Annotated in this window: 30 protein-coding genes and 5 pseudogenes; 14 read left to right on the top strand and 21 right to left on the bottom strand. The window is 59.7% G+C overall.

From position 1 onward, the window contains the following. The 3 genes from J6497_RS37500 to J6497_RS37490 all read left to right on the top strand — a co-directional run. Positions 1–493 (top strand): ATP-binding protein (locus J6497_RS37500; protein WP_249793928.1); only part of this gene is annotated, 493 nt, incomplete at its 5' end. A gap of 380 nt (positions 494–873) precedes the next feature. Continuing rightward, complete coding sequence (locus tag J6497_RS37495) at positions 874–1728, top strand: cation efflux transmembrane domain-containing protein (RefSeq protein WP_225709207.1); 855 nt, start codon at positions 874–876, stop codon at positions 1726–1728. Positions 1729–1809: 81 nt separating this feature from the next. Continuing rightward, positions 1810–2214, top strand: coding sequence for a YkvA family protein (locus tag J6497_RS37490; protein WP_446479937.1), 405 nt, complete (start codon positions 1810–1812; stop codon positions 2212–2214). A 119-nt stretch (positions 2215–2333) separates the two neighbouring features. On the opposite strand, the gene J6497_RS37485 is transcribed toward J6497_RS37490, so the two are convergent. The 8 genes from J6497_RS37485 to J6497_RS37450 form a co-directional block, all read right to left on the bottom strand. Beyond that, a complete protein-coding gene (locus J6497_RS37485) occupies positions 2334–3656 on the bottom strand; it encodes a sensor histidine kinase (protein ID WP_225709206.1) in 1323 nt (440 codons plus the stop codon). A gap of 604 nt (positions 3657–4260) precedes the next feature. Further along, positions 4261–4416, bottom strand: a complete 156-nt coding sequence (locus J6497_RS37480; protein ID WP_225709205.1) for a hypothetical protein — start codon at positions 4414–4416, stop codon at positions 4261–4263. A gap of 194 nt (positions 4417–4610) precedes the next feature. Continuing rightward, a complete protein-coding gene (locus tag J6497_RS37475) occupies positions 4611–5153 on the bottom strand; it encodes a terminase small subunit (RefSeq protein WP_225709204.1) in 543 nt (180 codons plus the stop codon). A gap of 239 nt (positions 5154–5392) precedes the next feature. Beyond that, entirely contained in the window at positions 5393–5575 is a 183-nt protein-coding gene (locus J6497_RS37470; protein WP_225709203.1) for a hypothetical protein, read from the bottom strand. Between the two features lie 35 nt (positions 5576–5610). Further along, positions 5611–6147 (bottom strand): glycosyltransferase family 2 protein, encoded by a 537-nt coding sequence (locus J6497_RS37465; RefSeq protein WP_225709202.1) that lies wholly within the window; start codon positions 6145–6147, stop codon positions 5611–5613. A gap of 14 nt (positions 6148–6161) precedes the next feature. Continuing rightward, on the bottom strand, positions 6162–7385 hold the full coding sequence (locus J6497_RS37460; RefSeq protein ID WP_225709201.1) for a radical SAM/SPASM domain-containing protein: 1224 nt from the start codon (positions 7383–7385) through the stop codon (positions 6162–6164). A 147-nt stretch (positions 7386–7532) separates the two neighbouring features. Further along, positions 7533–7766 carry a hypothetical protein gene (locus J6497_RS37455; RefSeq protein ID WP_225709200.1) on the bottom strand — a complete coding sequence of 78 codons (234 nt, stop codon included), beginning with the start codon at positions 7764–7766 and terminating at the stop codon, positions 7533–7535. A 22-nt stretch (positions 7767–7788) separates the two neighbouring features. Then, positions 7789–8601, bottom strand: coding sequence for a nucleoside phosphorylase (locus tag J6497_RS37450; RefSeq protein ID WP_225709199.1), 813 nt, complete (start codon positions 8599–8601; stop codon positions 7789–7791). 503 nt (positions 8602–9104) lie between these two features. Between J6497_RS37450 and J6497_RS37445 the strand changes: the two genes are divergently transcribed. The 5 genes from J6497_RS37445 to J6497_RS37425 are packed head-to-tail and all read left to right on the top strand — an operon-like array spanning position 9105 to position 13532. After that, a complete protein-coding gene (locus J6497_RS37445) occupies positions 9105–10373 on the top strand; it encodes an O-acetylhomoserine aminocarboxypropyltransferase/cysteine synthase family protein (RefSeq protein ID WP_225709208.1) in 1269 nt (422 codons plus the stop codon). Positions 10374–10395: 22 nt separating this feature from the next. Continuing rightward, positions 10396–11271 (top strand): phosphate/phosphite/phosphonate ABC transporter substrate-binding protein, encoded by an 876-nt coding sequence (locus J6497_RS37440; RefSeq protein WP_225709198.1) that lies wholly within the window; start codon positions 10396–10398, stop codon positions 11269–11271. 23 nt (positions 11272–11294) lie between these two features. Continuing rightward, positions 11295–12116 (top strand): phosphonate ABC transporter, permease protein PhnE, encoded by an 822-nt coding sequence (gene phnE / locus J6497_RS37435; RefSeq protein ID WP_225709197.1) that lies wholly within the window; start codon positions 11295–11297, stop codon positions 12114–12116. A gap of 22 nt (positions 12117–12138) precedes the next feature. After that, a complete protein-coding gene (gene phnC, locus J6497_RS37430; protein ID WP_225709196.1) occupies positions 12139–12951 on the top strand; it encodes a phosphonate ABC transporter ATP-binding protein in 813 nt (270 codons plus the stop codon). Between the two features lie 5 nt (positions 12952–12956). Continuing rightward, a complete protein-coding gene (locus J6497_RS37425) occupies positions 12957–13532 on the top strand; it encodes a prolyl-tRNA synthetase associated domain-containing protein (protein WP_225709195.1) in 576 nt (191 codons plus the stop codon). Here the strand turns inward: J6497_RS37425 and J6497_RS37420 are convergent. Then, positions 13468–14493 (bottom strand): integrase core domain-containing protein, encoded by a 1026-nt coding sequence (locus tag J6497_RS37420; protein WP_225709194.1) that lies wholly within the window; start codon positions 14491–14493, stop codon positions 13468–13470. The genes J6497_RS37425 and J6497_RS37420 overlap by 65 nt on opposite strands. 390 nt (positions 14494–14883) lie before the next feature. Between J6497_RS37420 and J6497_RS37415 the strand changes: the two genes are divergently transcribed. Both J6497_RS37415 and J6497_RS37410 read left to right on the top strand, forming a co-directional pair. Next, positions 14884–15180: a Rid family hydrolase gene (locus tag J6497_RS37415; protein WP_225709193.1), complete on the top strand. Its 297-nt coding sequence runs from the start codon at positions 14884–14886 to the stop codon at positions 15178–15180. 483 nt (positions 15181–15663) lie between these two features. Continuing rightward, positions 15664–16449: a DUF427 domain-containing protein gene (locus tag J6497_RS37410; RefSeq protein WP_225709192.1), complete on the top strand. Its 786-nt coding sequence runs from the start codon at positions 15664–15666 to the stop codon at positions 16447–16449. Positions 16450–16798: 349 nt separating this feature from the next. Here J6497_RS37410 and J6497_RS37405 read toward each other — a convergent pair whose 3' ends face one another. The 5 genes and pseudogenes from J6497_RS37405 to J6497_RS37385 form a co-directional block, all read right to left on the bottom strand. Further along, complete coding sequence (locus J6497_RS37405) at positions 16799–17632, bottom strand: class I SAM-dependent methyltransferase (protein WP_225709191.1); 834 nt, start codon at positions 17630–17632, stop codon at positions 16799–16801. Between the two features lie 12 nt (positions 17633–17644). After that, positions 17645–17821, bottom strand: a complete 177-nt coding sequence (locus J6497_RS37400; protein ID WP_225709190.1) for a hypothetical protein — start codon at positions 17819–17821, stop codon at positions 17645–17647. 593 nt (positions 17822–18414) lie between these two features. Beyond that, entirely contained in the window at positions 18415–18795 is a 381-nt protein-coding gene (locus J6497_RS37395; RefSeq protein WP_225709189.1) for a hypothetical protein, read from the bottom strand. Positions 18796–18825: 30 nt separating this feature from the next. Then, positions 18826–20409: a tetratricopeptide repeat protein gene (locus J6497_RS37390; RefSeq protein WP_225709188.1), complete on the bottom strand. Its 1584-nt coding sequence runs from the start codon at positions 20407–20409 to the stop codon at positions 18826–18828. 587 nt (positions 20410–20996) lie between these two features. After that, positions 20997–21569: pseudogene (locus J6497_RS37385) on the bottom strand (IS110 family RNA-guided transposase); the annotation flags it as partial. Between J6497_RS37385 and J6497_RS42305 the strand changes: the two are divergent. Beyond that, positions 21505–21672: pseudogene (locus J6497_RS42305) on the top strand (alpha-L-arabinofuranosidase C-terminal domain-containing protein); the annotation flags it as partial. The pseudogenes J6497_RS37385 and J6497_RS42305 overlap by 65 nt on opposite strands. An 89-nt stretch (positions 21673–21761) precedes the next feature. After that, entirely contained in the window at positions 21762–22049 is a 288-nt protein-coding gene (locus J6497_RS37375) for a hypothetical protein (protein ID WP_225709210.1), read from the top strand. A 42-nt stretch (positions 22050–22091) separates the two neighbouring features. Here J6497_RS37375 and J6497_RS37370 read toward each other — a convergent pair whose 3' ends face one another. Continuing rightward, positions 22092–22334: an amidohydrolase family protein gene (locus tag J6497_RS37370; protein WP_225709187.1), complete on the bottom strand. Its 243-nt coding sequence runs from the start codon at positions 22332–22334 to the stop codon at positions 22092–22094. Between the two features lie 34 nt (positions 22335–22368). Beyond that, complete coding sequence (locus J6497_RS37365) at positions 22369–23325, bottom strand: alpha/beta fold hydrolase (RefSeq protein ID WP_225709186.1); 957 nt, start codon at positions 23323–23325, stop codon at positions 22369–22371. Between the two features lie 168 nt (positions 23326–23493). Between J6497_RS37365 and J6497_RS42300 the strand changes: the two are divergent. Further along, positions 23494–23697, top strand: a pseudogene (locus J6497_RS42300) (ATP-dependent DNA ligase); the annotation flags it as partial. A 32-nt stretch (positions 23698–23729) separates the two neighbouring features. Continuing rightward, positions 23730–24098, top strand: a complete 369-nt coding sequence (locus J6497_RS41765) for an ATP-dependent DNA ligase (protein ID WP_312010440.1) — start codon at positions 23730–23732, stop codon at positions 24096–24098. A gap of 296 nt (positions 24099–24394) precedes the next feature. Here the strand turns inward: J6497_RS41765 and J6497_RS37355 are convergent, their stop codons facing one another. From J6497_RS37355 to J6497_RS37340, 5 genes and pseudogenes are all read right to left on the bottom strand, one after another. Continuing rightward, the gene (locus J6497_RS37355; RefSeq protein WP_225709185.1) at positions 24395–24646 is read right to left on the bottom strand and encodes a hypothetical protein; all 252 of its coding nucleotides are present in this window, start codon (positions 24644–24646) and stop codon (positions 24395–24397) included. Between the two features lie 156 nt (positions 24647–24802). Beyond that, complete coding sequence (locus tag J6497_RS42295; RefSeq protein WP_376708336.1) at positions 24803–25075, bottom strand: CE1 family esterase; 273 nt, start codon at positions 25073–25075, stop codon at positions 24803–24805. A 97-nt stretch (positions 25076–25172) separates the two neighbouring features. Next, positions 25173–25520: a hypothetical protein gene (locus J6497_RS42290; RefSeq protein ID WP_376708335.1), complete on the bottom strand. Its 348-nt coding sequence runs from the start codon at positions 25518–25520 to the stop codon at positions 25173–25175. Positions 25521–25524: 4 nt separating this feature from the next. Then, a pseudogene (locus tag J6497_RS37345) lies at positions 25525–25719 on the bottom strand (ribbon-helix-helix domain-containing protein); the annotation flags it as partial. 153 nt (positions 25720–25872) lie between these two features. Continuing rightward, a pseudogene (locus J6497_RS37340) lies at positions 25873–26013 on the bottom strand (integrase core domain-containing protein); the annotation flags it as partial. Between the last annotated feature and the right edge of the window lie 115 nt (positions 26014–26128).

Raw genomic sequence — 26128 nt, 5'->3', positions numbered from 1 at the left:
GAGCTTGCCACTCATTCGAGCAGATCGGGTCCAACTGCAACAAGTGATTCTCAACTTGATTGTCAACGCCATCCAAGCGATGAGCGGCGTCGGCGAGGGCGCGCGGGAGTTGCTGATCAGTACCCGGAAGGCCGAGCCGAACGGCGTGCTCGTCGGGGTGCGAGATTCGGGTCCGGGACTGGCGCCGGCGGAGCTTGAGCGCGTCTTTGACGCCTTCTACACGACAAAGTCCGGCGGCTTGGGGATGGGCCTGTCGATCTGCCGGTCGATCATTGAAGCGCATGGCGGACGGCTGTGGCCAGCACGAACGTGCCCCACGGCGGCGCCACCTTTGAATTCACTGTATCTGCCCAGCCGGACATTACATCGTGATTGGATCCTTCGCGTCCGCGGCTTGTCTGGTCCGGATGAACGCGACAGCATTGGAGGTTGCCCTTATCCAATCGCCCCTTTGACAAGACGCGCCCCATCTTCGCACGACCGCTCGGCGTGACGTGAGCCCGCGCCTACCGTGGCCATTGCTCGCGGTCGATTGCTGGCTTGGGCGCCGGGCTCGAGACGGCGCAGCGCCGCCACGAAAACAAAAGCCGCAGCCGAACTCCGCTTGGTCCCGGTATTCGCAACTCAGGACGTTCGATTCAGTCCTGTCCGCTCCTCCGAGAGCGGCGCAAGAGCGGACATCCGGTGAGGTCTGCCCAGGGTCACAAGCCGTAATGCTCACGGCCAGCAAATCACGTCAGCTCTGCCTCCGAAAAGAGACCTGAGCGAGACCTGCCAGATCCGTCGCGATGGGCCAATAAGCGACATAAGGCGCGTTTGGGGCCGCGACCATCAGGATGTAACGTTGTAAGTCCAGATGCAAGGACGCCGATCATGACAACAGACGCAGCGGTGGACGCCGAGACGGTGCGGTATCGCGTTACAGGAATGGATTGCTCATCGTGTGCCGCAAAAATTGAGGTTGCGACGCGCAAGATTCGAGGCGTCCAACAAGTCAGGGTATCTATCGCCTCGCAGGAAATGGAATTGCACGTTGACAATCCAACGGCTCGCTTGCCGGAGGTGGAGCGCACAATCGAGCGGCTGGGCTATCAGCTCGCCCGCCTGAGTGCCGAAGATAACGACAAAATTCCAGAATTGAGCCACGTCACCCCGGCCTATAGACGTGCCCTTTGGATCGTGGTGCTCCTGAATTTGGATTACGGCATTATCGAAATCGTCGGTGGGTTTATTGCAGGATCGCAGGCCCTCAAAGCCGATGCGCTCGATTTCATTGGCGACGGCCTGATCTCCTGGATCGGCCTAATGGCCGTGGGTTGGGGCTTGGCTGCGCGTGCCAAAGCAGCATTGCTACAGGGTTTCTTTCTTGCGGCGCTTGGACTCGGTGTCCTTGCCTCCACTACCTACCGAGTACTGGCGCTGTACCAGCCGCAGGCCGAGCTGATGGGCGTTTTGGGCGCTATCGGGTTGGCGGTGAACGTGGCGGCAGCCGTCGTACTTATCCCTCATCGCAAAGGGGACGCTAACGTGCGGGCGGTCTGGCTGTTTAGCCGGAATGATGCGCTGAGTAACGTGGCAGTGGTTGTTGCGGCCGCATTGGTCGCATGGACTGGCACCCATTGGCCCGACCTAATCGTCGCTTTGGTTATCGCCGGGCTCTTTTTGCATTCCGCGTGGGCTATCATCAAGGACGCCCGAAGCGACTTGGTTCGTGCAGGAAATAGGTGAAGAAGTGCCGCGCCAGACTAGCGACGATGTTCGCGCCGCGCCCGACGGTCCGCACAATGCGTGATAGTCTATCAGATGACAATGCGAAAAAAGGCCCAAGAAAAACCGCCGATGCTTGCGCAACTGAAGCAGTGGTCACGCACAATCAAGCGCGACGTTCACGCAATCTATCTCACGTGCCGTGACGCTCGCGTGCCTTGGTACGCAAAGGCACTGGGGATCGCGGTCGCCGCCTATGCTTTGTCGCCAATCGACCTCATACCCGGCTTCATTCCCGTTCTTGGGTATCTGGATGAGCTAATCGTCCTGCCGCTCGGGATCATGCTAGTGGTCAAATTAATACCCGCAGATGTGATGGCCGAACACCGGGAACTGGCCGCCGCCGTCCAAGATCGGCCCGCAAGCATGACCGGAGCGGCCGCTATCGTCCTGATTTGGGTTCTGGCGTTCGTGCTGGTCGGATGGCTAATCTACCGGCATATTTGACTGCTGGATATGCGAAGTGAAACATCGCCATGCGAAACTGGTGCCGCGAACGGACGATGTCGCTTTAGGGTCAGACTCGGACATTCCAGCCGATCGTTTGATCGTTTCGGCGCGCCGCATTACGACCCGGTATCTGGGCTGGCAGGCACCGTGAATTGAAACACGGCGCCGCGGGGCACGTTTGCACTCGCCCACAATCGCCCCTGATGAGCTTCGATAATCGAACGGCAGATCGACAGTCCCATTCCCAAGCCGCCCGGTTTGGTCGTGTAGAAGGCCTCAAACAGTCGCTCGAGGCCCTCGGGAGCCAATCCTGGACCCGAATCCCGCACTGCGACGAGCACGCCCTCCAGGTCGGTTTTTGCGGTGCTGATCAGCAATTCTCGCACTCCCTCGCTCATTCCACTCATCGCGTCGACGGCGTTGATCACCAAATTGAGAACTACCTGTTGCAGTTGCACTCGATCTCCCCGAATAGCTGGCAGGATCTCTGCTAGCTGCGTCCGCACTAAAATGCAGTTCTTCGCCATTTCGTTTCGGGTCAACCCGACGACCTCTAAGACTACTTCGTTGACCTCCAATCTATCCTTCTGCGGAGGCGCTTTTTTGACGAGGGCGCGGATCCGATCGATCACTTTACCGGCTCGGGTGCCGCTCTTCTCGATATCACCGAGCGACTGCCGGACCTCCTCCAGATTTGGCGGTTGACGGTCCAGCCAACGCGAAGCGGCTTTGGAGGAGGCAATTACGGCTGCGATCGGCTGGCTGATCTCGTGAGCAATCGAGGCCGACAGGTGCCCCGTCGTTGCGATGCGGTTCGCGTGCGCCAGTTCCATCTGTGCCTCGCGGTATCGCAGCTCACTTTCACGCACTGCCGCCTCTGCCCTCTTCCGATCGGTCAAGTCGATGACAAAGGCTACACCCTCATCTCCCCTTTTTTCGAAGTTTGCGGCGCCGACGAGCACCGGCACCCGGTTGCCATTTTTGTGGAACAATTCCTTCTCATACGGTTGGGCGGTTCCGATCGCCTTCAGCGCCGCTGCATGTCGGTCGTCGGCATCCCCCCATTCGGCTGGCGTCAACTCCTTCCAGCGCAGTCGACTCGAAACGAGATCGTCGCGGCCGTATCCCACGATGCTGAGAAAGGCTTCGTTGGCATCGATGATCCTACCGCCGGGACCCCAGATGAAGACGCCGATGATGTTGGAGTCGACCAGGCGCCGCGCCCTCCCCTCCCGTTCTTGAAGCTCGCTAAGAAGTTTGACAAATCCGGTGGAGATGGTGATCACGGCCAACAGAACGACCAGCCAGCCGAGTTGGCGATGGAGAGCACCCATCAGCGCCATTGCCTCTTGCTCCGACGTAATGGCGGGCAGGGCGTGCATGGAGATGAGATCAGCAGCATAAAACAGACAGACGACCAGTAGTCCTGAGGCGATCAACCAAACGCCAATTCGCGAGGCCGAAGATCGCCTACCAGGAATGAATAGTCGACAACACCATATGCCATAGCTGGTGGCCGCGATGATCAGGAGATCGATAGCGGTCATAAGTGGAACTGAATTCCAAATCATGATTCTGCCCTGTGCGTGCAGATTGAGATGATGGGTCGCCTAGGCCGGCCGAAGGCGCCGAGCGAAATCGTATCTTCGTGGAGGCCGCCCAGCTACTTTCGCGGTTGTGTCGCAGTACTGCCGGCGCTCGCAACCAAGATTCGGGCACGCACGAGCAACTGCGCATTGATGGCGACGATGATCGTGCTCGCCGACATGAGGGCGGCGTCGACAGCTGGACTTATGACGACCCCCCACGGGTAGGCCACACCGGCTCGTGCAGGCTGAGCAAGTCCTGGACGCGCGGCGACAAAGCGAGGAACGGAACGGTAAGGATCGTTGAAACCCAGAGCGATTCTGGAAATCTGTAACCATAGCTACATGGCCGTTTCCGACATGCCCATGACCCGTATCCGTGTGATGACAGGACTCATATGACGCATATTCACATGACGAATTGGTCCAATATCTCCGTGCTGATGTGCAGACCTCATTATGCTCTGCTCTGATAATCAGGGGGCGCCGCGAACGCACCGAAGAGGCCGACCGCAAAGACTAACACCGTCAAGCCCCACGGCCACGGCAGTAGCTTCGCGGCAATGTGCAGGAAGTTGGTGGGATTGCTGTAGGCGGTAAAGCGAACCTTCAAGTTTCCGATCTCCTGAAATCGACAGCCCTGGATGTACGGGCGAAAGCTCGTTTGAGGCCGGTTGCCAACGGCTGGTGCTCATTGCATCGTCGGCGAAGTCGGCCCGCGTAATACAATGCATCCGCCGCAACTTCACCAATTCCAAGTGGTTATCGTTTCGATACACGCATCAGCGCATTCGCATGGCTCGAGACTTAGCGGCTGCGAATCACGGCGGTTGTCGCGCGAGGAGGCGGCATAGCTGCCGTTGCTTGAGTGCCCTCGCCAACTCCAGCTTTTCCGCGCGAGATAAGCTCTTCAATTTGGGCATCGAGTTCATCGTCAGTCATATCTGCGAAGTCGCCAGGCTTCCCGACTTCCTTGCGGTCGACCATGTGCCCCTCAATGCGCGCAATCAGTTCCAGAGCCTTATTGACGACGTTGCCCTGATACTTGAACTCGCCAACCTCCTCGCCATCGTCATTCGTGGCTCGACGCTGTTGCGACGCTTTCGCCACGTTCTTCACCAGCTCGTTGATGATCCACTCGCGCGTAACGGCGGTTTTCTCGACCGTGCGCTCGGCTATGCGCGTGTGGAGTTGGTTAACTCTGGCCTGAATGCTTTCATTTGCTTTCAGGCGAACAGCGTTTTCCCGGTTCTCGCGATAGCCGGCCAATTGATAGACTTCATCGGCTGTTTTGCCCTTTGCGAGTTCTTGGGCGAAGCGTTCCCATTTGAGGTTTTTAAGGGCTGGCATGGATTGTTCACCGTGGTAGCCGTGGCGGCGGCAGCTTTTCCGCGAGAAGACGTTACCGAAAACAGCCTTACTGGTCGCACCACTGGGCTTATCCGACCGAAAACGGGCATTCGTCGCGCGATCACGGTGCTTCGCTGCACCTGCCCAGACCACACCCTTAATGCAGCGTGACCGACCAAAGTCGGGCCGCCCGATTACGATCAGGATATCGTGATGGACAGCCCAACGGTCAGGCCAAGCTATCCTCGGCTTGTTTCCCGATATCGCAGCTCAACTGCGAGACGAAGAAATGTCGTCGAAATCGACCAAGCCGCTTTGATGCCGGCCATGAGATTGCCGGAGACCTTGGACACGCCGCCGACCCGGCGGCGCTGCCCGACGGCGATCTCCAGCGAAGGCAAGCGAGCGGCGGCGACGCGCATCAGCCTTTCCAGATTCCAGCCATAGGTCAGCTCTTTCATGCCGAGCCGTTTGAGTTCATCGCGCCGAACGGCGCGAAACGGCGACAGATCGGTAAACCTTGCACCATAAACCAGACGCAGCAGCATCCCCCTCCGACGTAGCCCGCGACGACTTGCTGTGGCGCCAAGCTACCGGCCTCACGTGAACCGCGAACGCGCGAGCCGAGGACAAAGATCGCGTCTCCGGCGACAATCGGTGACACCAAAGCAGCAATAAATTCGGTGGGATCGCTGCCGTCGCCACCGAAGAACACCAGAATGTCGGCATCTTCGCGAACCGCGGCAATGCCAGCCTGGATGGCGCGACCGTAGCCGCGGCGCGGTTCGACAATCACGCGCGCCCCAGCGGCCTCTAGCCGCTCCACTGTACGATCCCGCGAGCCGCCATCGACAACGATGATTTCGTTCACCCCTTGCGCCAGCACGGATACAACGACCGGACCGATCGCCACTTCCTCATCGAGACACGGAATGATCGCGGAAACAGTAAGCGGGCCGGGCGGCGCAGCCGGCTCGGCGAGTTCGTCGCTCACGACAGTCACAGGCTTCAGCGCAGGCCGCAATTGGCGCAAGCTTTGGGCGGGTTGTCGGAGAGCAGCGCTGCGCGAAAATCCCGATAGGCGCGCCCATTCCAGATTTCCGCCAAAGACTGCTGCCCTGCATGACCGAGCGTGTAGTTGTCGTAGCCATGCTCCGAAAACGGCGCAATGCAGCACGGCAAGGCGCGGCCATTGGCCGTGAAATACATCAACGACCACGGCCGCCGGCAGTGCGACCACGGAGAATTGTCACCGCTGCCCTGCAGACTTAATCCCGGCTCGGAGGCGGCACCCGAGGCGCTGAACGTCACGCCGAGCGAACGCGCCAGATCCTCGGCCTGTTTCAGATGGGCCGCTTCGGCTTCGGTCAGGCGCTCGAACAGGGCCTGATCGGGCTGTGCCCTGCCGATCGCAGCTTCAGCGAAAAACACCAGCCGCTGCAGATAGACTTCTTTAACGCCGATCTCCGCCGCGACTTTCACGAAAGCCGGAAGCTCTTCGACGGTTTCCCGCAGACCCGTCAGCCAGACAGAAACCCGCGGCGCGGTGTGCCCCTCCCGCTCCTGTAGTTCACGAAATGCGCGAACATTGCGGGTGATGCGGCCGAAATAGTCCCGGCCGCGGATCGCCTTGAAGCTCTCGCGGTTTGACGCGTCGAGCGAAACGCGCAGCTCGTCGAGCCCGGCGTCGATTAGCCCGCGGCCATTGCGTTCGCTAAGCGCCGTCCCATTGGTATTGAAGAGCACATAGACGCCGCGATCCTTCAGGTACCTGACCATCCGCGGCAGGTTCGCGACCAGCATCGGCTCGCCGACCCCATGCAGAACCGCGCGTGCCAGATCAGGCGCCTGATCGACGATCGACGTGAACAGTTCCCAGCTCATATCCGCCGCGGGCTCAAGCTCCTCATAGGTACGAGGACAGGTGGTGCACAGCAGGTTGCAGCGGTTGGTCACTTCCAGATAAAAACAGACCGGTGCACGCAGAGCGACTTCGGAACGCTCGCCCTTAACCGACTCGTGATAGCGGCGAGGATCCAAAGAGGCCGCGCCTGGTGCGTCGCCGGAAAGGCTCATTGCGATAACGTTGCGTTCATCGTCCGCTCCATGCGGGTTGTCTTCCAGGCGGTAAGGGCCAAAGCCAGCAAGAGGCTTCCGAACAGGATTGATTTGGTCACCATTCTCGGAATGTAGAAATCCCAGTCGAGCTGCCGCCGTCGATTGCCGGCCCAAGCACCATTCCGTCGTCGGGCTGATGCAGGGCTTCGATCGCCTGCACCAGGAGGCGGCAAGGTCGGGCTGTCGCCATTGACGAGCAGGACGCCGTCATGTCCGGCGACTAGAAGCGCACGCGTCGCCCCAAGCAGCACTTGCCCCAGATCATCGCCTGTCTGCAGCAATAGCCGAAATCCCCGAGGGAAGCAGCAGCCGCATGATGTCTTCCGTTCCCGCCGGCGCATGGACGCCGTAGCCGCGGCGGCCGAGCGCCTCCGGCACGGCCTCGATCGCGGCTGCGACGTCGCGCAGGAAGCGCGCCGAAAGCTCGGATGCGGCAACGTCCCGATGGCTCTCGCCAGCCGTGTCTTTGAGCGGCCGGGCTGCGGCGCCTTGCATATGATCCCGATCGCGGTGCCGTTCATAGCCCGAGCCGCGGCCGCAGGCGATTGGCGGCGATCGCGATCAGTCGCAACGCATCATGGCTGCCGTCCGCTTCGCCCTTCTCGAAATCACCGTCAACGCGGCCCATCTGGTTCGTCACATGAGCAAAGCACAGCACAGGCTTGTGCCGGGTCTGTGCGAATGCGTAGAGAGCAGCGGCCTCCATCTCGACGGCCAGCAGTTTCTTTTCACGCATCGCATCGATCGCCTGTTCGGTCTCACGGAACGGCGCGTCCGTCGTCCAGGTCGCGCCGGTGAGGACCGGGACTGGAAATTGCACGAATGCGCGATCGAGCGCCGAGATCAGGCCGGTATCTGCATGCGAGTAATCCGACGCCGCCGTGTAATGATAGCTGGTGCCTTCGTCGCGCAGCGCGCGGTCGATCAGGATGAAATAAGGTGCCCGATGGAGGGGCAGGATCTGTCCCGAAGACGTGACGCTGATCAGAAGCTTGCAGCCTGAAGCAAACATTTCCTCGGCGATCAGCACCGCGTAGGGCGCGCCGACGGCGCAGCCGACAATTCCGAAATCAATTCCGTCGTGGCGAAAGGAATAGAGCTGCGTGTGATAACAGGCCCATCCCGATTCAAGCTGGGCCTCGCCGCGCGCAAGCAGGCTGCGCACGATGTCGCCATCAGGATCGAGGATGCAGATGTCCGGAATGCGGGAATGCGCGATCTGCTTTTGCCGGCGCGCTTCGCGCAGCAGATTTTCCGGAGTGAATGCGGACGGCTGCGAATAATGTTTCTGCGCGAGGATGGGCGGAGCGCCGCCGTCACTTTCCGCCATTACGGTAGAACCTCCTGTGTGGCGTTGCCATTATCGTTTTCATGCCTGGTGAGCAAGGGTCGTGAGCTGGAGCCTCGCGTTGTCTTTAAAGGTTGCCTTTAAAGATCGAAGGTCGCGGCTCGATGACGGTCGAGTATGGGCTTAACACGGTGCGGGGATGACGGGTGTCGCCGACTCCGTCGTCACAGTTATTTCGGTCGATTAAAAGCATGGTCACCTCGACGAGATGGCCGTGGGTTGCCCACGATGGGAGCGGTACGAAGTTCGTTGCAGTCGGTAAGCCTGATCGCTTTCGGGCCATTCTACTCGCTTGCTTCGACTTATCCGGAGACCTTCGAGCTGGCCATAGCTCACGGTTATGGAATCCATAAACGCACCTAGCTTGAGATGATCGAGGCTCGTCGTTACACGACGGTCAAATGTTTGGATCTTGACCGCCATCGCCGCGGCCAGCGGAGGTTTGTGTACCCGGTTTCGGAGGTCAGACGTTGCATTTAGAGACGATGGCAATTCATGCTGGGTGGCGTCGCGACGAAGCGACTGGTGCTGTGGCCGTGCCGATCTATCAGACAACTGCATTCCAGTTCGACAGTGCGGAGCACGCGGCCAATTTGTTTGCCCTGAAGGAGCTGGGCAACATCTATAGCCGCATCATGAACCCCACGACGGACGCATTGGAAAAGCGCGTCGCTGCACTAGAGGGAGGTGCGGCTGCGCTTGCGGTTGCCTCCGGTCAGGCGGCGAGCGCGCTTGCGGTACAGAATCTCACGAAAGCCGGCGATAATATCGTAAGCTCATCGGGGCTTTATGGAGGCACTTGGAATCTTTTCGCCAACACCTTGAAGAACCAGGGTATCGAGACTCGTTTTGTCGATCCGTCTGACCCAGAGGCCTTTGTTAGAGCCAGCGACGAGCGAACTCGCTGCTGGTATGCCGAAACGTTACCAAATCCAAAGTTGAACGTATTTCCGATCGCGGAGGTCGCCACGCTCGGGCGATCGCTCGGCATACCCCTTATCATGGACAACACCGCTGCCCCGCTCATCGTCCGTCCATTTGATCATGGAGCCGCCGTAATCACCTATTCGGCGACCAAGTATTTGTCCGGACATGGAACCTCGATCGCCGGCTTGATCGTTGACGGCGGCAATTTCGATTGGGAGGCGCACGGTTCGCGTCAACCTGGCTTGAACACACCGGACTCCAGCTATCACGGCGCCGTTTGGACACAAGCCGCCAAGCCCCTCGGTCCGATCGCCTACATCCTCAAAGCGCGTGTGACATTGCTGCGTGATCTGGGGCCGGCGATTAGTCCCTTCAACTCGTTTCTAGTGCTCCAAGGGTTGGAAACGCTAGCTTTGCGAATGCGCCAACATTCGTCCAGCGCGAGCTTGGTCGCCGACTGGCTCAACAAACGCCCGGAAGTCGCTAAGGTTATCCATCCAGCCCACATGACGGGACGTGACGCCGAGCGGAGTTCTCGGTATCTCCCGGATGGAAAGGGCGGTCTGATTGGCTTTGAGCTCCACGGTGGTGTGGGCGCCGGCAGCCGGTTCATCAACGCACTGAAATTGTTTTATCATGTCGCCAACATCGGCGACGCGCGCAGCTTGGCGATCCACCCAGCGAGTACAACGCATTCCCAACTCTGCGCAGCCGACCAGCTCGCAGCTGGAGTTTCGCCGGGCTACGTCCGGTTATCGATTGGTCTGGAGCATCCGGACGATCTCATTGCCGATCTCGATCAGGCCCTACGAGCGGCCGCGTCCTGAGGCCCTTCCATCGGAGACCATCATGCTACTTACAAAACGCAAACTGCTCGTGGCGTCGGCAATCTTTGCGGCCGCGGCCAGTTCGCGGCCCCTCCTCGCCCAGAAGACGACTTTGCGTTTCGGCGTTGGCCCGCTGCTCCCGAATCCAACCGACACTATCAACGCGTATACGCCCGTCTTCGATCATCTCGCCAGGCGGCTCGGCGTCGAATACACGTTGGTGTCAACGACGGACTGGGCTGGCATTGCGGTCGCTATGGGGTCGGGCGAGCTTGATGTAGCCTGGATGGGCCCTTGGGGTTACATCATCGCAAACAATAGCACAGACTGCGCCGCGATCGCCACTGTTAAATACGAAGAGAGGCCAACCTATCTCGGGATTATTATCGGAAAGCCGAGCCTGAAGATCGACAGGTTTCCTGACGATACCAAGGGTATGACCATGTCATTCGCCGATGTTGGATCAACCTCCGGCTGGCTTGTACCAACCTACTACGCCAAGGAGGTTTGGAAGATCGACCCGAAGACTTTCTGGTCATATCATGAAGGTTCAACCCACGCCGCAAATGAAGTTGCTGTCTCAAGTGGACAGATCGATCTAGCTACGGACTTTGACCGCAACCGCACAGCAATGATCGATAGCGGTAAGGTCAAACCTGATGCCAACATGATTGTATGGACGTCAGCCCCCCTCCCCAACGACGCCATCGTCGTGCCGAAAGGAACCTCTTCGGATCTTTCCGGCCATATTGCCGCTATCCTCTCCTCCATCACACCGGACCAAGCAAAGACACTGTTACCCTCACACTATACGGGCTTCGTCGTCTCCAACCACGCATTCTACGACGCGATCGAAAAGGCTGGTTTGGCGGTAGGGAAGATCAAAGCCAGGGCGTAGTCATCGGAAGACGAGGCACCCTGATGACTTTCCGCCGTTCGGTCACCGAAAGCCTCGTCCCGATCGAAGCACGTCAGCCGAGTCGGATTTGGCGTCGAATCCGGGTGTCTACGATTACGCTCCTGATCGCGACGTTTTACATAGCCAGTTGGCAACTCGCGCAGGTCGACTTACGCCGGCTGGTTTCCGGTCTGCCGCGTCTAGCCTATTGGCTCTCCAAAGCATGGCCGCCAGAGCTGGACGATCTACGGCTGATCATGCAACGAATGGCCGAGACAATCTCAATGGCGGCGCTCGGCACGACGCTGGCTTCGATCCTTGCGATTCCAACGGCCATAATGGCAAGCCGCAACATCACACCGGCGCCTTCACTCTATCGTCCTGTGCGACTTTTTCTCAGCATACTTCGCGGTATTGATTCATTTGTCTTTGCGCTGCTGTTCGTTGCCGCGGTGGGACTCGGCCCTTTCGCGGGTGTACTCGGTGTAGGCCTCCATACCTGGGGAAGTGCTGCAAAACTGATGGCCGATCAGATCGAGACGTTGCCGCTCGCTCCGTTGGAGGCTGCCGAGACCACCGGGGCTGGTCGGACCACGGCCATCGTCTATGCCCTGCTGCCCGAAATCGGGCCGATCGTGCTGTCCGTCTCGCTCTTCTGGTGGGAGTTCAATGTGCGCGCATCAACCGTCCTCGGCGTCGTCGGTGCCGGCGGCATCGGCCAAGAACTCAAGAACAGCATGGATCTTCTGGATTTTCGACGTCTCTTTACGATCATCGCCATCATCGTAATTGTCGTAAGCATCGTCGACCAGTTGAGCGGCTGGTTACGGGCTCGGCTATCATGAGACCTCGCCCGGTGGCCTATCGATGACGCCTGACGCTGGTTTTTCCGAGACGCCGCTGCCACCAACGAGTCCGACAATTCTTCACGTTGAGGGGCTATGCAAATCGTTTGGCGGGCGCACGATCATCAAAGACGTCAGTTTCAACATCCAGGAAGGCGAGTTCGTCGCCGTGCTCGGACCGAGCGGCGCAGGCAAGACAACTCTGTTTCGTTGCATGGCAAGTCTGATCGCCCCCTCGCAAGGTCGCGTCGTGGTCTTTGACACTTGTCCACGGGACATAAAGACACGCAAACGGCGACAGATCGCCGTCGTCTTCCAGCAGTTCAACCTAATCGGACGACGGTCCGCTCTGGGCAATGTTCTGGCAGGGCGGCTCGGGTATGTACCTGCATGGCGCGGGTTGACCGGTCACTTTTCCCGGGACGATCGGTTGTGGGCACTTCAATGTCTCGACCGCGTCGGCCTGCTCGCGCATTCGGAGCGGCGGGCCGATACGTTGTCGGGCGGCCAGCAGCAGCGTGTGGCTATCGCTCGGGCCATTGCCCAGCGTCCGGCAATAGTCTTGGCGGACGAGCCGGTCGCGAGCCTAGACCCACAAACCGGACGCAGCGTGCTCGACCTTTTGCGAGGCATTTGTGAAAACGAGCGTGTCGCCGTCGTTTGCAGTCTACATCAAGTTCATCTGGCGCGCGCTTATGCCGACCGTGTTATCGGCCTTGCCAACGGCAATGTCGTTACCGACGTCAGAGTCGCGGCGTTCGATAAAACGTCCTTCAATCGGATCTACGGAGATGCGAGCGGCGGCGACCTCGGCAGCGTCGACTTCGCGGAGTGACAATTATGGATATGATGCAGTCCCGACTATTCGATCGGCTTCGCTCGCTCGGTATGAGCCCGGACGTTGTGCCTTATCCCGCGCATAAGACGGTCGAAGAGGGCAAAATGCTTCGCGGTGTGATGGTGGGCACCTTTACGAAGAACCTACTTCTTAAGGACAAGAAAGGCCGGCTTTATCTGGTGGTTGCTCATGAGGATCGCGTCATCGACCTTCGAACCCTGCATCGGAAAATCGGCGCGAGCGGGCGGGTCGGATTCGCGAGCGGAGACCAGATGAGGGAGATTCTCGCGGTCGAACCCGGCGCTCTAACACCGTTCGCAGTGATGAACGACGACGCGGGAAAGGTGGGCGTAGTGGTCGATGCCACGCTGTTCGACGCGCACCAGCTTAATTTTCATCCGTTCGTCCAGACGCTGAGTATGGGGATTTGCCCTCGAGATCTGGTATCATTCGTTCGGTCTTGTGAGCGGGAACCGATAACTGTCCGACTCGATATCGACTGTACAGAACAGGCTATGTGTACCGAAAACTTAAGCTCGGGCGTAGTGGTGATGAAGTCCGCCCAGGATGGCAAGTGACCTGACCACACCGGTTCGCTGAACTGGGCGAGAAACCGGCGCATCCTTGTCCAGGCCAAGTGCGTCCGCGTCTCATTGCAGTAGCGAAGTAAGATTTCAAAATCCGGCGCGGATGTGCCTCGCCCAGGACGATGATGTGGTCCACACATTCATGCCGGATCGATCCGATCAGCCGTTCGACAAAGCCATTCTGCCAGGGTGAGGGCGGTGCGGTCGGCTTGTCTCGAATGCCCATGGCACGCAGTCGGCGTGTGACGACCGCACCGTAGATGCAATCCCGGTCCCGGATCATGTAGCCCGGAGCCTCGTTCCAGGGGAATGCCTCGGTTATTTGACGCGCGACCCATTCGGCGGTGAGATGTGCGGTGACGTTGATCCAGACAAGCTCTCTGCGGTCTAGCCGAACGATGACGAAGGCATAGAGCAGTTTGAAGCCAATTGTCGGGACAACGAAGAAGTCCAGTGCAGCAATGTCTGGCGCGTGGTTATGCAAGAAGGTCCGCCACCCCTGGTTGGGCCGCCCACGCCGTTTGACCATGTACTTGGCGACGCTCGACTGCGCGACCTGAAACCCGAGCTTGAGCAGTTCGCCGTGGAGGCGAGGCGCTCCCCAAAGCGAATTCCCCATGCTCATCTGTTGGATCAGTGCGCGCAGCTCGGTGTCGATCTGCGGCCGCCCTCCCAGTAAGCGCGACTTCCAACGCCAGTAGCGGCGGAATCCGGCCCTGTGCCAACGCACGAGGGTCTCGGGCCGGTGAGAACCTTCAGGATTGCTGGAAACCATCCATACAGCTGGATAAAGAACCAGCGATCCTGGTTCGCGAATCGGGCGCGACCATGCAGCCTGCGCCTCAAGACCATCAACTTGATGTCGCAGCACCGCGTTCTCGGCTTGAAGCCGCAACTTCGACTTGAATGGCGAGGCCAGGACGGCCAGAGCGAAGCAGAACAGCCCGATCATCACGCCAGCCTAGGCGATTCCGACGCGGCATCACACTCGGATCAGGTTTTCGGTACACACACGGATCTTCGACTTGAATGGTGAGGCCAAGACCGCCACCACGAAACACAGGAGTCCGAACATTCCGCCCGCTTAGGCGATTCCATCACGTCAGCACCTCGAATAACGTTTTCGGTACACACAGGTGATCTGAACAGCTCGTCGACCCGGTGCCAACCTACTCCTTGCTGAGACACGCGTGCTGGCAGGGCATAGGCAGGTGTGCTTAGTTTGCGCCTCGAGTAAATTCAACTCCAGGTGAGCCATGCCTCCAATTCAGCGGATCATCGTTCCTGACATCCGACCGCCGGTCAGCCATTACTGCCACGTGACGCGTGCCGGGCCCCACGTTTGGGTCGCCGGCATCGTCGGCCAAGCGCAAGACGTAGCATCGCCGCCGATGTCGTCTATCAGTTCGATGTCGCCATCACCATCATAGACAAGTGCCTGAAGGCGGCTGGTGCCGGCGCTGAGCACGTCGTCAAGGTGCAGGTGTTTATGACCGACATTACGGAGCGACCGAAGATCAACCTGCACCGCATCGCGTATTTCGGCGACAACCTACCGGTCTCTACGCTCGTTGAGGTGAAAGGACTGGTAGATCCGCGTATGAAGGTCGAGATCGAGTGCCAAGCCTACGTGGAGTAGGAACGGGCACATTGGTCCCCCCCGGGGCGGGCGGCGCTTCCAGAACGCTACCCAATCGTAGGCCTTGTGATCGAAACTCACAATCAGACTCCCCTCTCGGCGCCCGTTAGCACCGGACAGCACAAGTTAATCACGCACGCACAAGCTCGCCCGCGCTGCACTGGTCAGCAATTAATCAAGGTCCATAGATACGGCGTTTCGATATCCGCGGTAACCGGGCTTGGCACAATCGGCAGTTACGCGATGGGCGGCCGAACGAGCGCGGGCTCTCGAAATCCGCCATCTCGCGCCCGGACTTATCGCAAGAATAAATCTTATTGCCACCCTTGATCAACGAGTGTTACCGCACCCGCTCGGGGGGAGGTAATCTGAGTGTTCCCACGCGATGCTTCGCACCCGAGTGCGTCGCCGCGAGACTCGGAAAGAAGGGTCTCACGTCAGTCACAAACGCCTGATCAATGGTCCAAAAAAAGGAGCTTCGACATGACTGAGACACTCGCACGACCGGTCGCTCCAGCCGCCGAGGAGCGGGCCAGGCTGAAGGAGGGAGTACACATCGAGCGCAGTTCTCGCCGGGTACGGACGTACTTTGGTAACAAGCTGATCGCCGACAGCGAGCACGTTCTCCTGGTCTACGAAACAAGGCGACCGCCGGCCTACTGGTTTCCAATTGCGGATGTCCGGATGGAGTGTCTGGAGCAGTCACAGCAAGCGGAGGACACCATTCGGTGGCACTTGGTGGTAAAGGATCGCATCACTCACAACGCGGCTCGCGCTTACCTTAAGCCAGCTGGTCATCGAGCCGCACTGGAGGGCCACCTCACCTTTTACTGGGATCAGATGGACGCGTGGTTCGAGGAGGATGAGCAAGTCTTCGTTCATCCTCGAGATCCGTACACAAGGGTCGACACGTTGCACAGCTCGAGGCACGTGCGCGTGGAGATCGACGGAGTGACAATGGGTGAAACTCGTCGACCCATGCTCCTGTTCGAGACTGGACTGCCGACCCGTTATTACATTCCGAAGGTGGACGTGCGCTTGGATCTGCTCGAGCCCTCCGAGTCTGTCACCCGCTGCCCGTATAAAGGAGTGGCACGCAACTGGTCGGCTCGGGTGGGCGACCAGCTCGTCAAGGACATCGTGTGGAGTTATCCGGCGCCAATTCCCGAGTGCCCGAAGATCGAAAACCTGCTCAGCTTCTACAACGAGCGCGTCGACCTGTACATCGATGGGGTGCTGCAAGATCGACCAATCACGCCATTCTCTTAACGTCGAGAGCGGAGAAGTAACCGCGCGTCGCGCTGGAGCTCGCACAGAAGGTCGCGCTGGCGACGATGCTGCCCGGCGGGAACTCTTTCACGCCCTCGAAAAGAACCCCGGCGTGATCATAGGCCGAGACGATCGCGGACGCGACAAATCTGCCGCTCCTGGGGGCATGTGCTCGTAAATCGAGACGCGAAGATCAGAGCACGTTTTGATGTCTGCTGTGCCCCCAACAGCGGCGCGAAAGCGGACATCGCTGGAGGTCCAAGTCGGGCCAGAACCAGCCTCGTGCAGCGCAGCAGCGATATGAGGTTTGGATAATGCGTATCACCCCCGCCAGGGTAATGGCATCGACCTAAGGTTTGCGCCCGACCACCAAATTCAACTCGCCGGGTCCAGCAAAGCCGTCCGCGTCCTCAAAGCGTCTTAGCGCCTGTTCCAATTCGTTCCAAGCGGCGTCCTGTCGCTGTTGTGGCAGATGAGCGATCATTGCTCTGTAGAAGGCAAACCCCTCGCGGATCATCGTTGTTGCCGCTGCCGCGCTCTCCAATCGCTGTACGGTTGCTATACTGCTCACTGCGACATCGGTGAAGCCCGCGTTCGCCATCACGGCCTCTAGCCGTGCCGGATCGACCAGGGAACGAATGCTGCCCGGCCTGTCCTCCCAGTCTGTCTTGCCGCCATGCCGGGCAAGAATGTCTAGTGCGATGGCGTTGAAAGTGGTCTTCGTTGGATCACCTGTAACGATTGCTGCGAACAGCCCTCCTGTGCGCAGCACAGTCTGCACGGCGCGCGCAGCCGCGACCGGGTCGGGAATTAGCATCAGAACCAGCCGACTGATCGCGGCGTCGAACCGTTCCCCGTTGCCCACCAGCGCATCCGCCGGACAGACACGGGTCGAGACGTTCCGCATCCCGGCCTCTCGCACGGTTTTCTCAGTCGCCGTGATCATAGGCGCTGCGATGTCGATGGCCAGCACATGCCCGGTATCGCCAACTCGGCGCGCGGCGATGACGGTTTGTTCCCCAGACCCGCAGCCGACATCCAGCACGCGGCAACCCGATTTGACGTTGGCCAGATCAAGCATCTTCTCGGTCGCGGGCACAAGGTAGTCCGCGGCCCGAGCGGCCCAGTGCGCCCAGCCTTCGGCGGACACATTCCATTGTTCGACGGGTGTTTCATCACTCATAAGGTAAATTCCTCAATCGCCGCGTTTCAACATACCGCCGCCGATGCCGCCGCCATGGAAACCGCCGCCGCCCGTGCCGCCGTCGTGGCCACCTCCGCCTCCGCCACCACCACGAGCCAACGCCATCGTTGGCGAAACCAGGCCAGTGGACGCAACTGCCGATAGCGCGATCACTGTCTGACGCAACATACTGAATTCTCCGTCGGAGATATCCCTCCCAACCAGGACCGCGCTTTGGACGTGGGAATCGTTTTGGAGAATCGCGATCAGCTTCGATGAGTTCGTTACTCAACTCTCCGCGAGCCACGCCTGATTAAATTTAAATTTCAGTGAACGAGTTGTTCGTGGGGCAGCGGAAGCGCGCGCCCACTGTTGCAGATGTAGTTGATTTGGAATCTCTTAGCAAACAGTCTGGCAGCGCTCACCAGCGACACAGTCCTTGTTGGCGATATCGCCCGTACCCGATTGGGTGTTCCGAAGTAGAAACGGCTGAAATCTGCACTTCCGCTTTGGGTCACTCGCGTCATTTTTGGCTTATTCGCCGGGTGTCTGCTTATCCCCTTACAGCAGCGACATAGCAGACATCCCTTAACGGCCGCTTGGCCTCGCCAACAAATCGATCAGTTTGCGCTGGTTCAAGCCGATAGCCCGCCGTGCGGCCATCGCTCTGCTGCGTCAGTGCGTGTGGACTAAACGGACCCGGCGCCCACAGAATCTCGTCAGCTCGCTTCTGTCCGTAGCTCTCGGCGCTTGTTATCCAGAAGGGGGTTGTCGGCAGGTAACTATCTCAGCCACAGCTTGAGGGGAACCGCCTGACGATCGGGGCATTTCATGGTGCCCGTAGAGGAGTCTGACAGCCGTCCACTGTAGGTACATTCGACGCCGGCAACAGAGAATGTCGCGTTTAATTGGGATGATGAGGCCGATACCAGCAAGCGCATTTCACCCGTCTTCGCCTCCGGACCATCCTGAGTGCACACCCCGATGTGCTTCATCGTGAAAGGCCCGGAGTATTCCTTTATAGGGCCGGAAGCCGTTTCCGTGACGGTGGCGGTCAACTCCCACTCGCCCAAATGGCCGGAATATCCGACGACCTCGAGCGATTGCGCGCTGGCCGCGCCCGCAAGGATGCCCAGAGCGATCAGCAGAAAGACTGCTCTCAACGATGTGCTCCCTTGCCTGCCGCCGGCTTCTCAGCGCTTCGTCAGGAACGCACGCGCCTCGGCGAGCTCGGTCCGGGTGTTATCGGCGGCATCGGCGATCGCGACGACCAGGCCGTAATATTCCTGAGCCTTGGCGGATTCACCGGACTTTTCCGCGGCCTTGGCCGCGCCCACATATGCGCCGAGCCGGTTTGGCTCCTTCTTCAGCGTTGCCTCGAAGGCGGCAAGTGCTTCATTGGCATTGCCGCTCTCGATCAGCATGACTCCATAGAGTTCGCGCGCCGGTCTGAGCACGCCCGGGGTCACGGGATGCTTCTCGGTCTCGTCCTCGGCATCAGCAGCGGCACTCATTGCCCTCAGCGCATCGTCACGGTTGCCTTGGGCGTAGAGCAGCCAGGCGGTGGCGACCTGCCGCTGAATGTCAACTTGTTGCGACCAATATGCGTCCTTGGCATCGCGCAACTTGTCGCGCAGCTCGGTGAGCTTTGCGATGTCAGCCTTGGCGGCTTCAGGCTTGCCCAAGCGGGCTGCGCCTAGCGCTCGCGCGAAATGAGTGATCGCCTGCACGTGTGGCAGCGGGCTGGGGCGGACCTGAAGCGCCGCCGCCGCCGTCCAGTCGCCGCGCTCCACTGCGTAGCGTGCCGGCGAAGCGGCCAACGCGTATGGCCCGGCGAGGAAAGTCTCGCTGAAGCCGGTGACCGCGTTCATCTCGTCGATAACGGCGGCGGCCTTCTCATCCTGTCCGAGCTGTAGATAGGCGTAGACCAGGTAATCCATGGCGTGCAGCTGATCGTGGCCCTCCTTGTCCGCGCTGGCGACGCGCGAGGATTCGAGGTTGGAAGCAATCGACTCCTGCCAGTAGCCGACGCGCGTAAGGATGTGTGACGGCATGTGCTGGGCATGTGCCGACGCTGGCGCGACCTTGGCATAGCGTCGGGCGGCATCGAGGCCTTTCGCGGCGATCGGCGGATAGTCGTAAAGGTGAATCAAGTAATGCGCCACGCCAGGATGTTGCGGCTGGCGTATTGCAATCGGCTCCAGGATTGCTGCGCCCTTGAGCTGGTTGGCATAGGTTTTGTCGGCAGGCGAAGCCGAAGTGTTTAGGGCGAGCGCATAGTAGATCTGCGCTTCGTCGTCATTGGGGTAGCGCTGTGCTAGTTGCTCCATGGCTTTAGCGTAAGCTTGCATGCGCGCGCGATGGTCGAGTTTGTCGTAATCGGCATACATGACCTCGAGCGCATCGAGGTAGTCGCGTTCGCGCTGGGTCTTGGCGCCGACGCTCTTTCCCTTCGCGATCGCGGCTGCGCCCTCGGCGAGGTTCTTCGCAGGTGTCGGCACGTGAGGATTCAATAGCAGGCTGAGCGCTATGCCCCAATAGGCGATACCGCATTCGGGATCAGCCTTCAGCACATCTTCGAAAACCTTCTGCGAGGCGCGGTACCAGAACGAGTGCTGGTACAGCATCCCGCGATCGAAAAGCTTCTGAGCTTCCGGTTTGCACGATGTTTCGAAATTGACGATGCCGAGCTTCTCGTCCGATTGTCCCAATGCGGGTTGCGCGAGCAAAAGTCCTGCCGCCGCTATAGCGGCTACTGCGAATGATTTGTTTTTCATGATTCAGCTCCATGGCAGTATTCGAGTTCCAACAGAGCGAACTGAGACGTTATGCCGATTTCATGTAGCCCGCCACGTTTTTCTATTTGCACTCTCCATATCTACTTGGACTCCACGATATGTCAGTCACGTTTACGCTTGTTGTGACTCCGAATGTATGGTCCGGCCGTGCGTTGCAAGAGGTTTCGTCAACCTGGCAGATGCGGTCTTGCATCAATGTATCCGGCCTCTGATTGGAGCGTGTTGTACTCCGGGCCATCATGGATATCAGCGCGCATTCGAGCTAATTAGCGGACAGGCCTCGAACGGGCCATTCGGGTCACCAGTTTTCGCATGCGCCGGGAAGACCGATCCTCCATGGTCGTCTCATCCTCTCGAAGACCTCGGCGGGGTAAGGGATGTTACGTCATCGATAGCTCCTCGTCGCGCTGTTCCTTTGTTCGTGCCTGGCGGTCGTTCCTTCGTCCCGGCCTGCGCGTGCAGACGCGCCGCGCGCAAGGGCCGTCAAGGCCGGCCGTCGTGCTGTCCCGACGTCTTGCTCTACCGCTGCCAGGCTGCGCCTTGACGGCCCGAGCACGGCGCGAGGATCAAGCAGGTCGGGACGAAGTCTCCTCCGTCTTGACGCACTCGAAGGCGCGTGCCTTGTTGAGAACCGCCCAGGCGATCCGGGCGAGCTTGTTGGCGAGCGCAATCGCCAGCACGTTGTGGTGCAATCGTTTCTTAGCGGCTTCGATCCATGATTTGAGGCCATAGCGCTCCCAACGCTTGACCCTCACCAGCACAACCCACGCGGCTTACACGAACAGCGCGCGCAGGTAGCGATTGCCGCGCCTTGATATCTTGCCGAGGATGGTGCGGTCGCCGGTCGATATCTGCTTCGGCACCAGTCCAAGCCAGGCGCCGAAGTCGCGGCCTTTCGAGAACACGTCTCCAGTGCCGATCGCGGCCACCATTGCGCTCGAGATGATCGGGCCAATGCCGGGCACCGTCATCAGTCGCTCGCAGGCCTTATCTTGACGGGCCAGCGTTTCGATTTCGCTGGATAGCCCCTCGATACGCGCATCCAGCCGGCGCCAGTCTCCCGCCAGATCCTCGATGATGCGCAACATGCGCGGCGAGAGCACATCGGTGCGCGTCGCGAGGATAAAGGCCGCGTGCGTGGCTCAGCTGGTCAACGTCATCCGGGCTCATCATGACGGAAACAGGGGACGCTGCTGGCGGCAACCGATCTTCTACCCGTTCCAGCACGCGGCCCGATGGGCGCGAGGATCGGTCCTCGATATGCGCCTGACCTGTGGGACCTTCGTGGCAGGCGATGGCGAGCATTTCCCCGACCTCGTCAGCACCGCGTATTGGCCGAGGACGGAAGGAGCCTTACCCTGTTTTGCATCAACCGGAATTTCGACCACGCCATCGATACCGAGATCAATCTGCGCGGCTTCGAACTCAGCAGCTTCCTCGAAAGCCACATCATGATGTCGGACGACTTGAACGCGACCAACACCGCTGCTCCGCAACGCGTGCGGCCGGAGAAAGGCCCGGCCGCAACGGCCCACGAGAGTGGATGGCGCCTGAGCGTCCCGGCAGCATCATGGTGCGTGTTTCGCTTTGAATGCCAGCCCGCGATAAATGCCGGATAGCAGCGTAATCTGGCCGCGAGGCTCGCGGCCGCTCTCACTGTACTACAGATCCAGACCCAGCAACCGGATGGCATTTCCGCCTACGAGCTGCGCGAGCGTGCCTTCGTCCATGCCGCTGACGCCGGCGATATGACCGATCGGATTGAACTCCGCCATATCAAAGGGATAGTCGGTGCCCATCATGATCCGATCCGGCCCAAATACCTCGAGCAGGTATGCGAGCTGGTGATAGGTGAACACGACCGTATCGAGATAGACCTGTCGGAGATAGGTCGTTGGCGGCAACGGCAAATTGCCGCGACAGTCGAGCCGACTTCAGCTACTGGTAACTGTCGATTTCGTGCGCCAGCAGTTTCGGGTATTGATACATCATAGCATGACCGCCCGATAAGGTCTTAACGAGATTGGCGTGAGGAATGGTCTCGCTCAGAATTACCGAGTTGCGCTGATCGAGCACCATGTCCTCCGTGCCAGTTAGTACCAGGGTCTGGACCTCCAATTGACGCAGTCGTTCGAACGATTGCTCATCGCTTTGCCAGTCTTGCAAAACTCGCTCTTGAGCCGCTGTCACCGCTGGCGAAACTTTGGACGACTGGTAATCCTGCGGCTTGAACATGTCGCCGACAAAGCAACGCTCCGCTAGTTGCTCGACGCTGGCGGGAAACAGAACGCCCATGATACGCTTGAAACTGCCATGTTCACTGCCGGACAGGATTTCTTCGACATGGCTCGGCACCGGAATCCCTGCACGGCCGGGCGGCTGCGAACTCAGCAGAACCAGATGTTTGACCAACCCGGGATTATCCAGCACTAGCCGCTGCGCTATCATGCCACCCATTGACCACCCCAGGACCGACACCGAATCGAAATTGAGTGCCTTGATCAGAGCCAACGTATCGCGAGCCAAATCGTCGACACGATAGCTTGCGATGTCCGATGCCGATCGTCCGATGCCGCGGTTATCAAAAACGATCACCTCGTGTTTCTTCGCGAGTTCGGTCAAAAAATAGGCGCTCCATTCCGAAAGCGCGGCCCGATAGCCCGTAATCAACACAAGCGGGCTGCCCTGACCGAACCGGTAATACCCGATGGGGCCGTTCGCCGTTAGAGCGACCTGCTCATGCAACGCCATGTCGCGATCCGCTCGCGCAGCATCAGCGCTGCAGACCATATCCTCATGGGGGCTCGCGGTTACCGTTTCTGCCTGCGCCGTCGCACCCGCGAGAAAGGCGAGAACAGCCACGCCAGCAATGCGCCTGATGGTCGCAACAGTCACTACAGCTCCTCCGAATGTCATACTGGCATCGAGCGAACGTACCCAACCGCCGCCCGCGCGCGACCGCGCGAAACTCGTCGTACCGTCCGTATCTCGGCTTCTCACCCCGCAGCCAGCGTACCACGACGTCGATTCGCAATCCCGTAACAAGTTGCTTATGTAAAGAGCATGCTCAAACCGAAGTACCTTCCCTGCATCTCTACCAGCGGGACGAAAGTTCCGGACAGGCTGGAATGGCTCCATGAGATCAAGCATGACGGCTATCGCCTGATCGTCCAGCGCGAGGGCAAGGTTGTCCGCGTATGGACCCGGAATTGCTACGATTGGAGCGAACGGCTTCCGCTGATCCGCGAAGCCGCGTTGCGCAACCAGCGAGACTCGTTTGTGGTCGACGGGAAGCGGTCTTGCTGGGCGAGGATGGCCGGTCGGATTTCGACGGCCTGCACAGCCGGCAATATGACGATGAAGTCCATTTTTACGCCTTCGACTTGCTTGTGGCCGATGGCGACGACATCCGCCCGCTGCCGCTCAGCATACGAAAGGCTAACCTCGCGCGGCGGCTTGCCCGGAGTGTGGACGGCATCCACTTGGCGCCCTTCGAGGTGGGCGAGATCGGCCCGGACCTATTCCGGCACGCCTGCCTGATGGGGCTAGAGGGCATCGTCTCCAAACACCAGGATCGCGCATACCGCTCGGGCCGCTCGCCGCATTGGGTGAAGGTGACAAACCCCAAGCACCCGGCGATTCATCGCGTGAAGGACGCGCTCTCGTGATCGCGAGTGCCGGGTTCATCAGGATTTGTTGCTTTGCGAGAACAGCCTTGTCATGCGCCTTATGCTTCCGCTTCCCCAAGCTTCCCCCAGAGGCTGAATGGAAGTTTCGGCCATGTGCCCAACATGGCGCCGTAAAGACGCGGGGGCGGATACTGCCCAACCTCCGACCGCTCCCGCGTCATCTGAGAGGGGCCGATTTCATTTCACGACATGCGGCAGCGGGTCGAGGACGAGGCTGCGCAAGTCTTCCATCGTCAGATGCCATCGCTGGCAGGTATGATCGCCAGGGCCAATGTTCAGCATCGGCTTGCTCGGCTCCGGAAACGGCCCACGTCGATGCCTTCGCGCTTGATATACCAGCCTTCGTGATCGTCACCGGTCACGGCATAGGTTGGAATCCTGACCTTGGGATAGCGTTGCGCCAGGACGTTGACCTGATTTGCGAGGCCGGAGACTTCGAGATCGTATCGATTGAACGACGTCTCGCCGTCGATCCAGTTGCCCGTATCAAAAATGCAAGAAGCCCCGGCGTCGACTGCGCGGTGCATCAGGGCTTCCCGAACTTCCCAGCGAGTGTATTTCGAAGCGGCGTGAAGGCCTCCCATCGCACCGAAGACGAACTTGTTATCTCGCGTCGACTGTAGAACCCACTTTGCGCCGCCTACGGAGGCGATTGGGCGGGGTGTCCTCGATTGCGAAGGGGTTCACCGCTTCGGAAGGCCGGTGTATGGGCTTCTCTGGCGCTGCCTGTCGATCGGATAATCCCGCATGACTTGGCGGGTGATGCCAGCGATCAGCGAAGGCTCGCCGCCGTCCCGTTGCTGGTCGCCGGTACGAAACCAATTCCAGCACTTCGACTGATTGGCTCCGCTAGGTTGCTCTGGATAGACCGCGAAGCAATTCCGTTCTTCGGCCAGGAAATTCATGCGGGTGCCGGCCGCGAAATCGTCTGCGGACTGGGTGCAGCCGTGAAGCATGACCACCAGGGGAAGCGCTTCGCCCTGAGAGCGGCTAGGGATGAAAAGCTTGTAGGCTCGGACTCCGGCCGCGTTGCGGAAATGTGCCCGCGATAAATTACGTTCCGTCGGGCACGATATCCGGCGTGGAGGGCGGAGCGCGCAACACCGGACCCCGCAGACTGAGTCCGGAGAACCCACGCATGCTGTCCAACGGCACGGAGCGCGTGCGCCGCTGCGCGGAGGCGGCCTGCGCGGTTTGGCGGCTTTCCTTCTCCTCGACAACGTTGGCCTTCACTTCGATGGTCGGCGGCTCGAGCCGCGCCGGCGCGACAGGGGTCGTGCGACCGAACGGTTCCGCGGTGCTCTCGCCCCGGAGCATGCGCTGCAGGAGAGCCGTTGCCTCAACCAATTGACCCGCACGCGTGAGACGCGTGGCCTCGAGAACTGTGTTCCGATTCAGCATCGCATCACCTCGTTCTGTCGGCGAGAGCGGCCTTGACCGCGGGAGTGGCATGGAGGGCTCCGAGCACCGAGACCGAAGCGATGGTGGCGCGTGCCAGGTTTGGCGTGACGTCCTGGGCGATGGTCGCCAGGCCGAGGACATTGATGTGCACCATCTCGCCGGCGCGCCGCGCCGCTTCGAGATCCTGGCGGGTGTTGTGTGTACCGAAAACTAAATCCGAACGTATTGATGGTGAACCGCCCAGGATGGCGCGTGAACTGATCACACCGGTTCGCTGAACCAGGCGGCAGACCGGCGCATCCTTATCCAGGGATCGATGCGTTCTGACACGCTTGTAATAGTCCGCATAGCTTCGCAGGATTCGGCGCAGATGCGCCTCGCCTAAGACAATGATGTGGTCCACACACTCACGCCGGATCGATCCGATCAGCCGTTCGGCAAACCCATTCTGCCAGGGCGCGGCTGGTGCGGTGGGCTTGTCCCGGATGCCCATGGCGCGTAACCGCCGCGCAACGACGCCGCCATAGATCCGGTCGCGATCGCGGATCAGGTAGTGCGGAGCCTTGTCCCAAGGAAATGCCTCCGTGATTTGATGTGCCACCCATTCA

The sequence above is a fragment of the Bradyrhizobium cenepequi genome (assembly GCF_020329485.1).
Classification (GTDB): Bacteria; Pseudomonadota; Alphaproteobacteria; order Rhizobiales; family Xanthobacteraceae; genus Bradyrhizobium; species Bradyrhizobium cenepequi.
The sequence above is the reverse complement of the archived record's forward strand: the minus strand, read 5'-3'. Positions and strand labels throughout refer to the sequence as shown.

Bases quoted from the DNA above. Each gene is read 5' to 3' on its own strand.
- J6497_RS37495 (WP_225709207.1), top strand. From the start codon at position 874: ATGACAACAGACGCAGCGGTGGACGCCGAGACGGTGCGGTATCGCGTT.
- J6497_RS37490 (WP_446479937.1), top strand. From the start codon at position 1,810: ATGCGAAAAAAGGCCCAAGAAAAACCGCCGATGCTTGCGCAACTGAAG.
- J6497_RS37475 (WP_225709204.1), bottom strand. From the start codon at position 5,153: ATGCCAGCCCTTAAAAACCTCAAATGGGAACGCTTCGCCCAAGAACTC.
- J6497_RS37470 (WP_225709203.1), bottom strand. From the start codon at position 5,575: ATGCGCGTCGCCGCCGCTCGCTTGCCTTCGCTGGAGATCGCCGTCGGG.
- J6497_RS37455 (WP_225709200.1), bottom strand. From the start codon at position 7,766: ATGCAAGGCGCCGCAGCCCGGCCGCTCAAAGACACGGCTGGCGAGAGC.
- J6497_RS37450 (WP_225709199.1), bottom strand. From the start codon at position 8,601: ATGGCGGAAAGTGACGGCGGCGCTCCGCCCATCCTCGCGCAGAAACAT.
- J6497_RS37445 (WP_225709208.1), top strand. From the start codon at position 9,105: ATGGCAATTCATGCTGGGTGGCGTCGCGACGAAGCGACTGGTGCTGTG.
- J6497_RS37440 (WP_225709198.1), top strand. From the start codon at position 10,396: ATGCTACTTACAAAACGCAAACTGCTCGTGGCGTCGGCAATCTTTGCG.
- phnE (WP_225709197.1), top strand. From the start codon at position 11,295: ATGACTTTCCGCCGTTCGGTCACCGAAAGCCTCGTCCCGATCGAAGCA.
- phnC (WP_225709196.1), top strand. From the start codon at position 12,139: ATGACGCCTGACGCTGGTTTTTCCGAGACGCCGCTGCCACCAACGAGT.
- J6497_RS37425 (WP_225709195.1), top strand. From the start codon at position 12,957: ATGGATATGATGCAGTCCCGACTATTCGATCGGCTTCGCTCGCTCGGT.
- J6497_RS37420 (WP_225709194.1), bottom strand. From the start codon at position 14,493: ATGATCGGGCTGTTCTGCTTCGCTCTGGCCGTCCTGGCCTCGCCATTC.
- J6497_RS37410 (WP_225709192.1), top strand. From the start codon at position 15,664: ATGACTGAGACACTCGCACGACCGGTCGCTCCAGCCGCCGAGGAGCGG.
- J6497_RS37405 (WP_225709191.1), bottom strand. From the start codon at position 17,632: ATGAGTGATGAAACACCCGTCGAACAATGGAATGTGTCCGCCGAAGGC.
- J6497_RS37400 (WP_225709190.1), bottom strand. From the start codon at position 17,821: ATGTTGCGTCAGACAGTGATCGCGCTATCGGCAGTTGCGTCCACTGGC.
- J6497_RS37390 (WP_225709188.1), bottom strand. From the start codon at position 20,409: ATGAAAAACAAATCATTCGCAGTAGCCGCTATAGCGGCGGCAGGACTT.
- J6497_RS37355 (WP_225709185.1), bottom strand. From the start codon at position 24,646: ATGCACCGCGCAGTCGACGCCGGGGCTTCTTGCATTTTTGATACGGGC.
- J6497_RS42295 (WP_376708336.1), bottom strand. From the start codon at position 25,075: ATGCTTCACGGCTGCACCCAGTCCGCAGACGATTTCGCGGCCGGCACC.
- J6497_RS42290 (WP_376708335.1), bottom strand. From the start codon at position 25,520: ATGCTGAATCGGAACACAGTTCTCGAGGCCACGCGTCTCACGCGTGCG.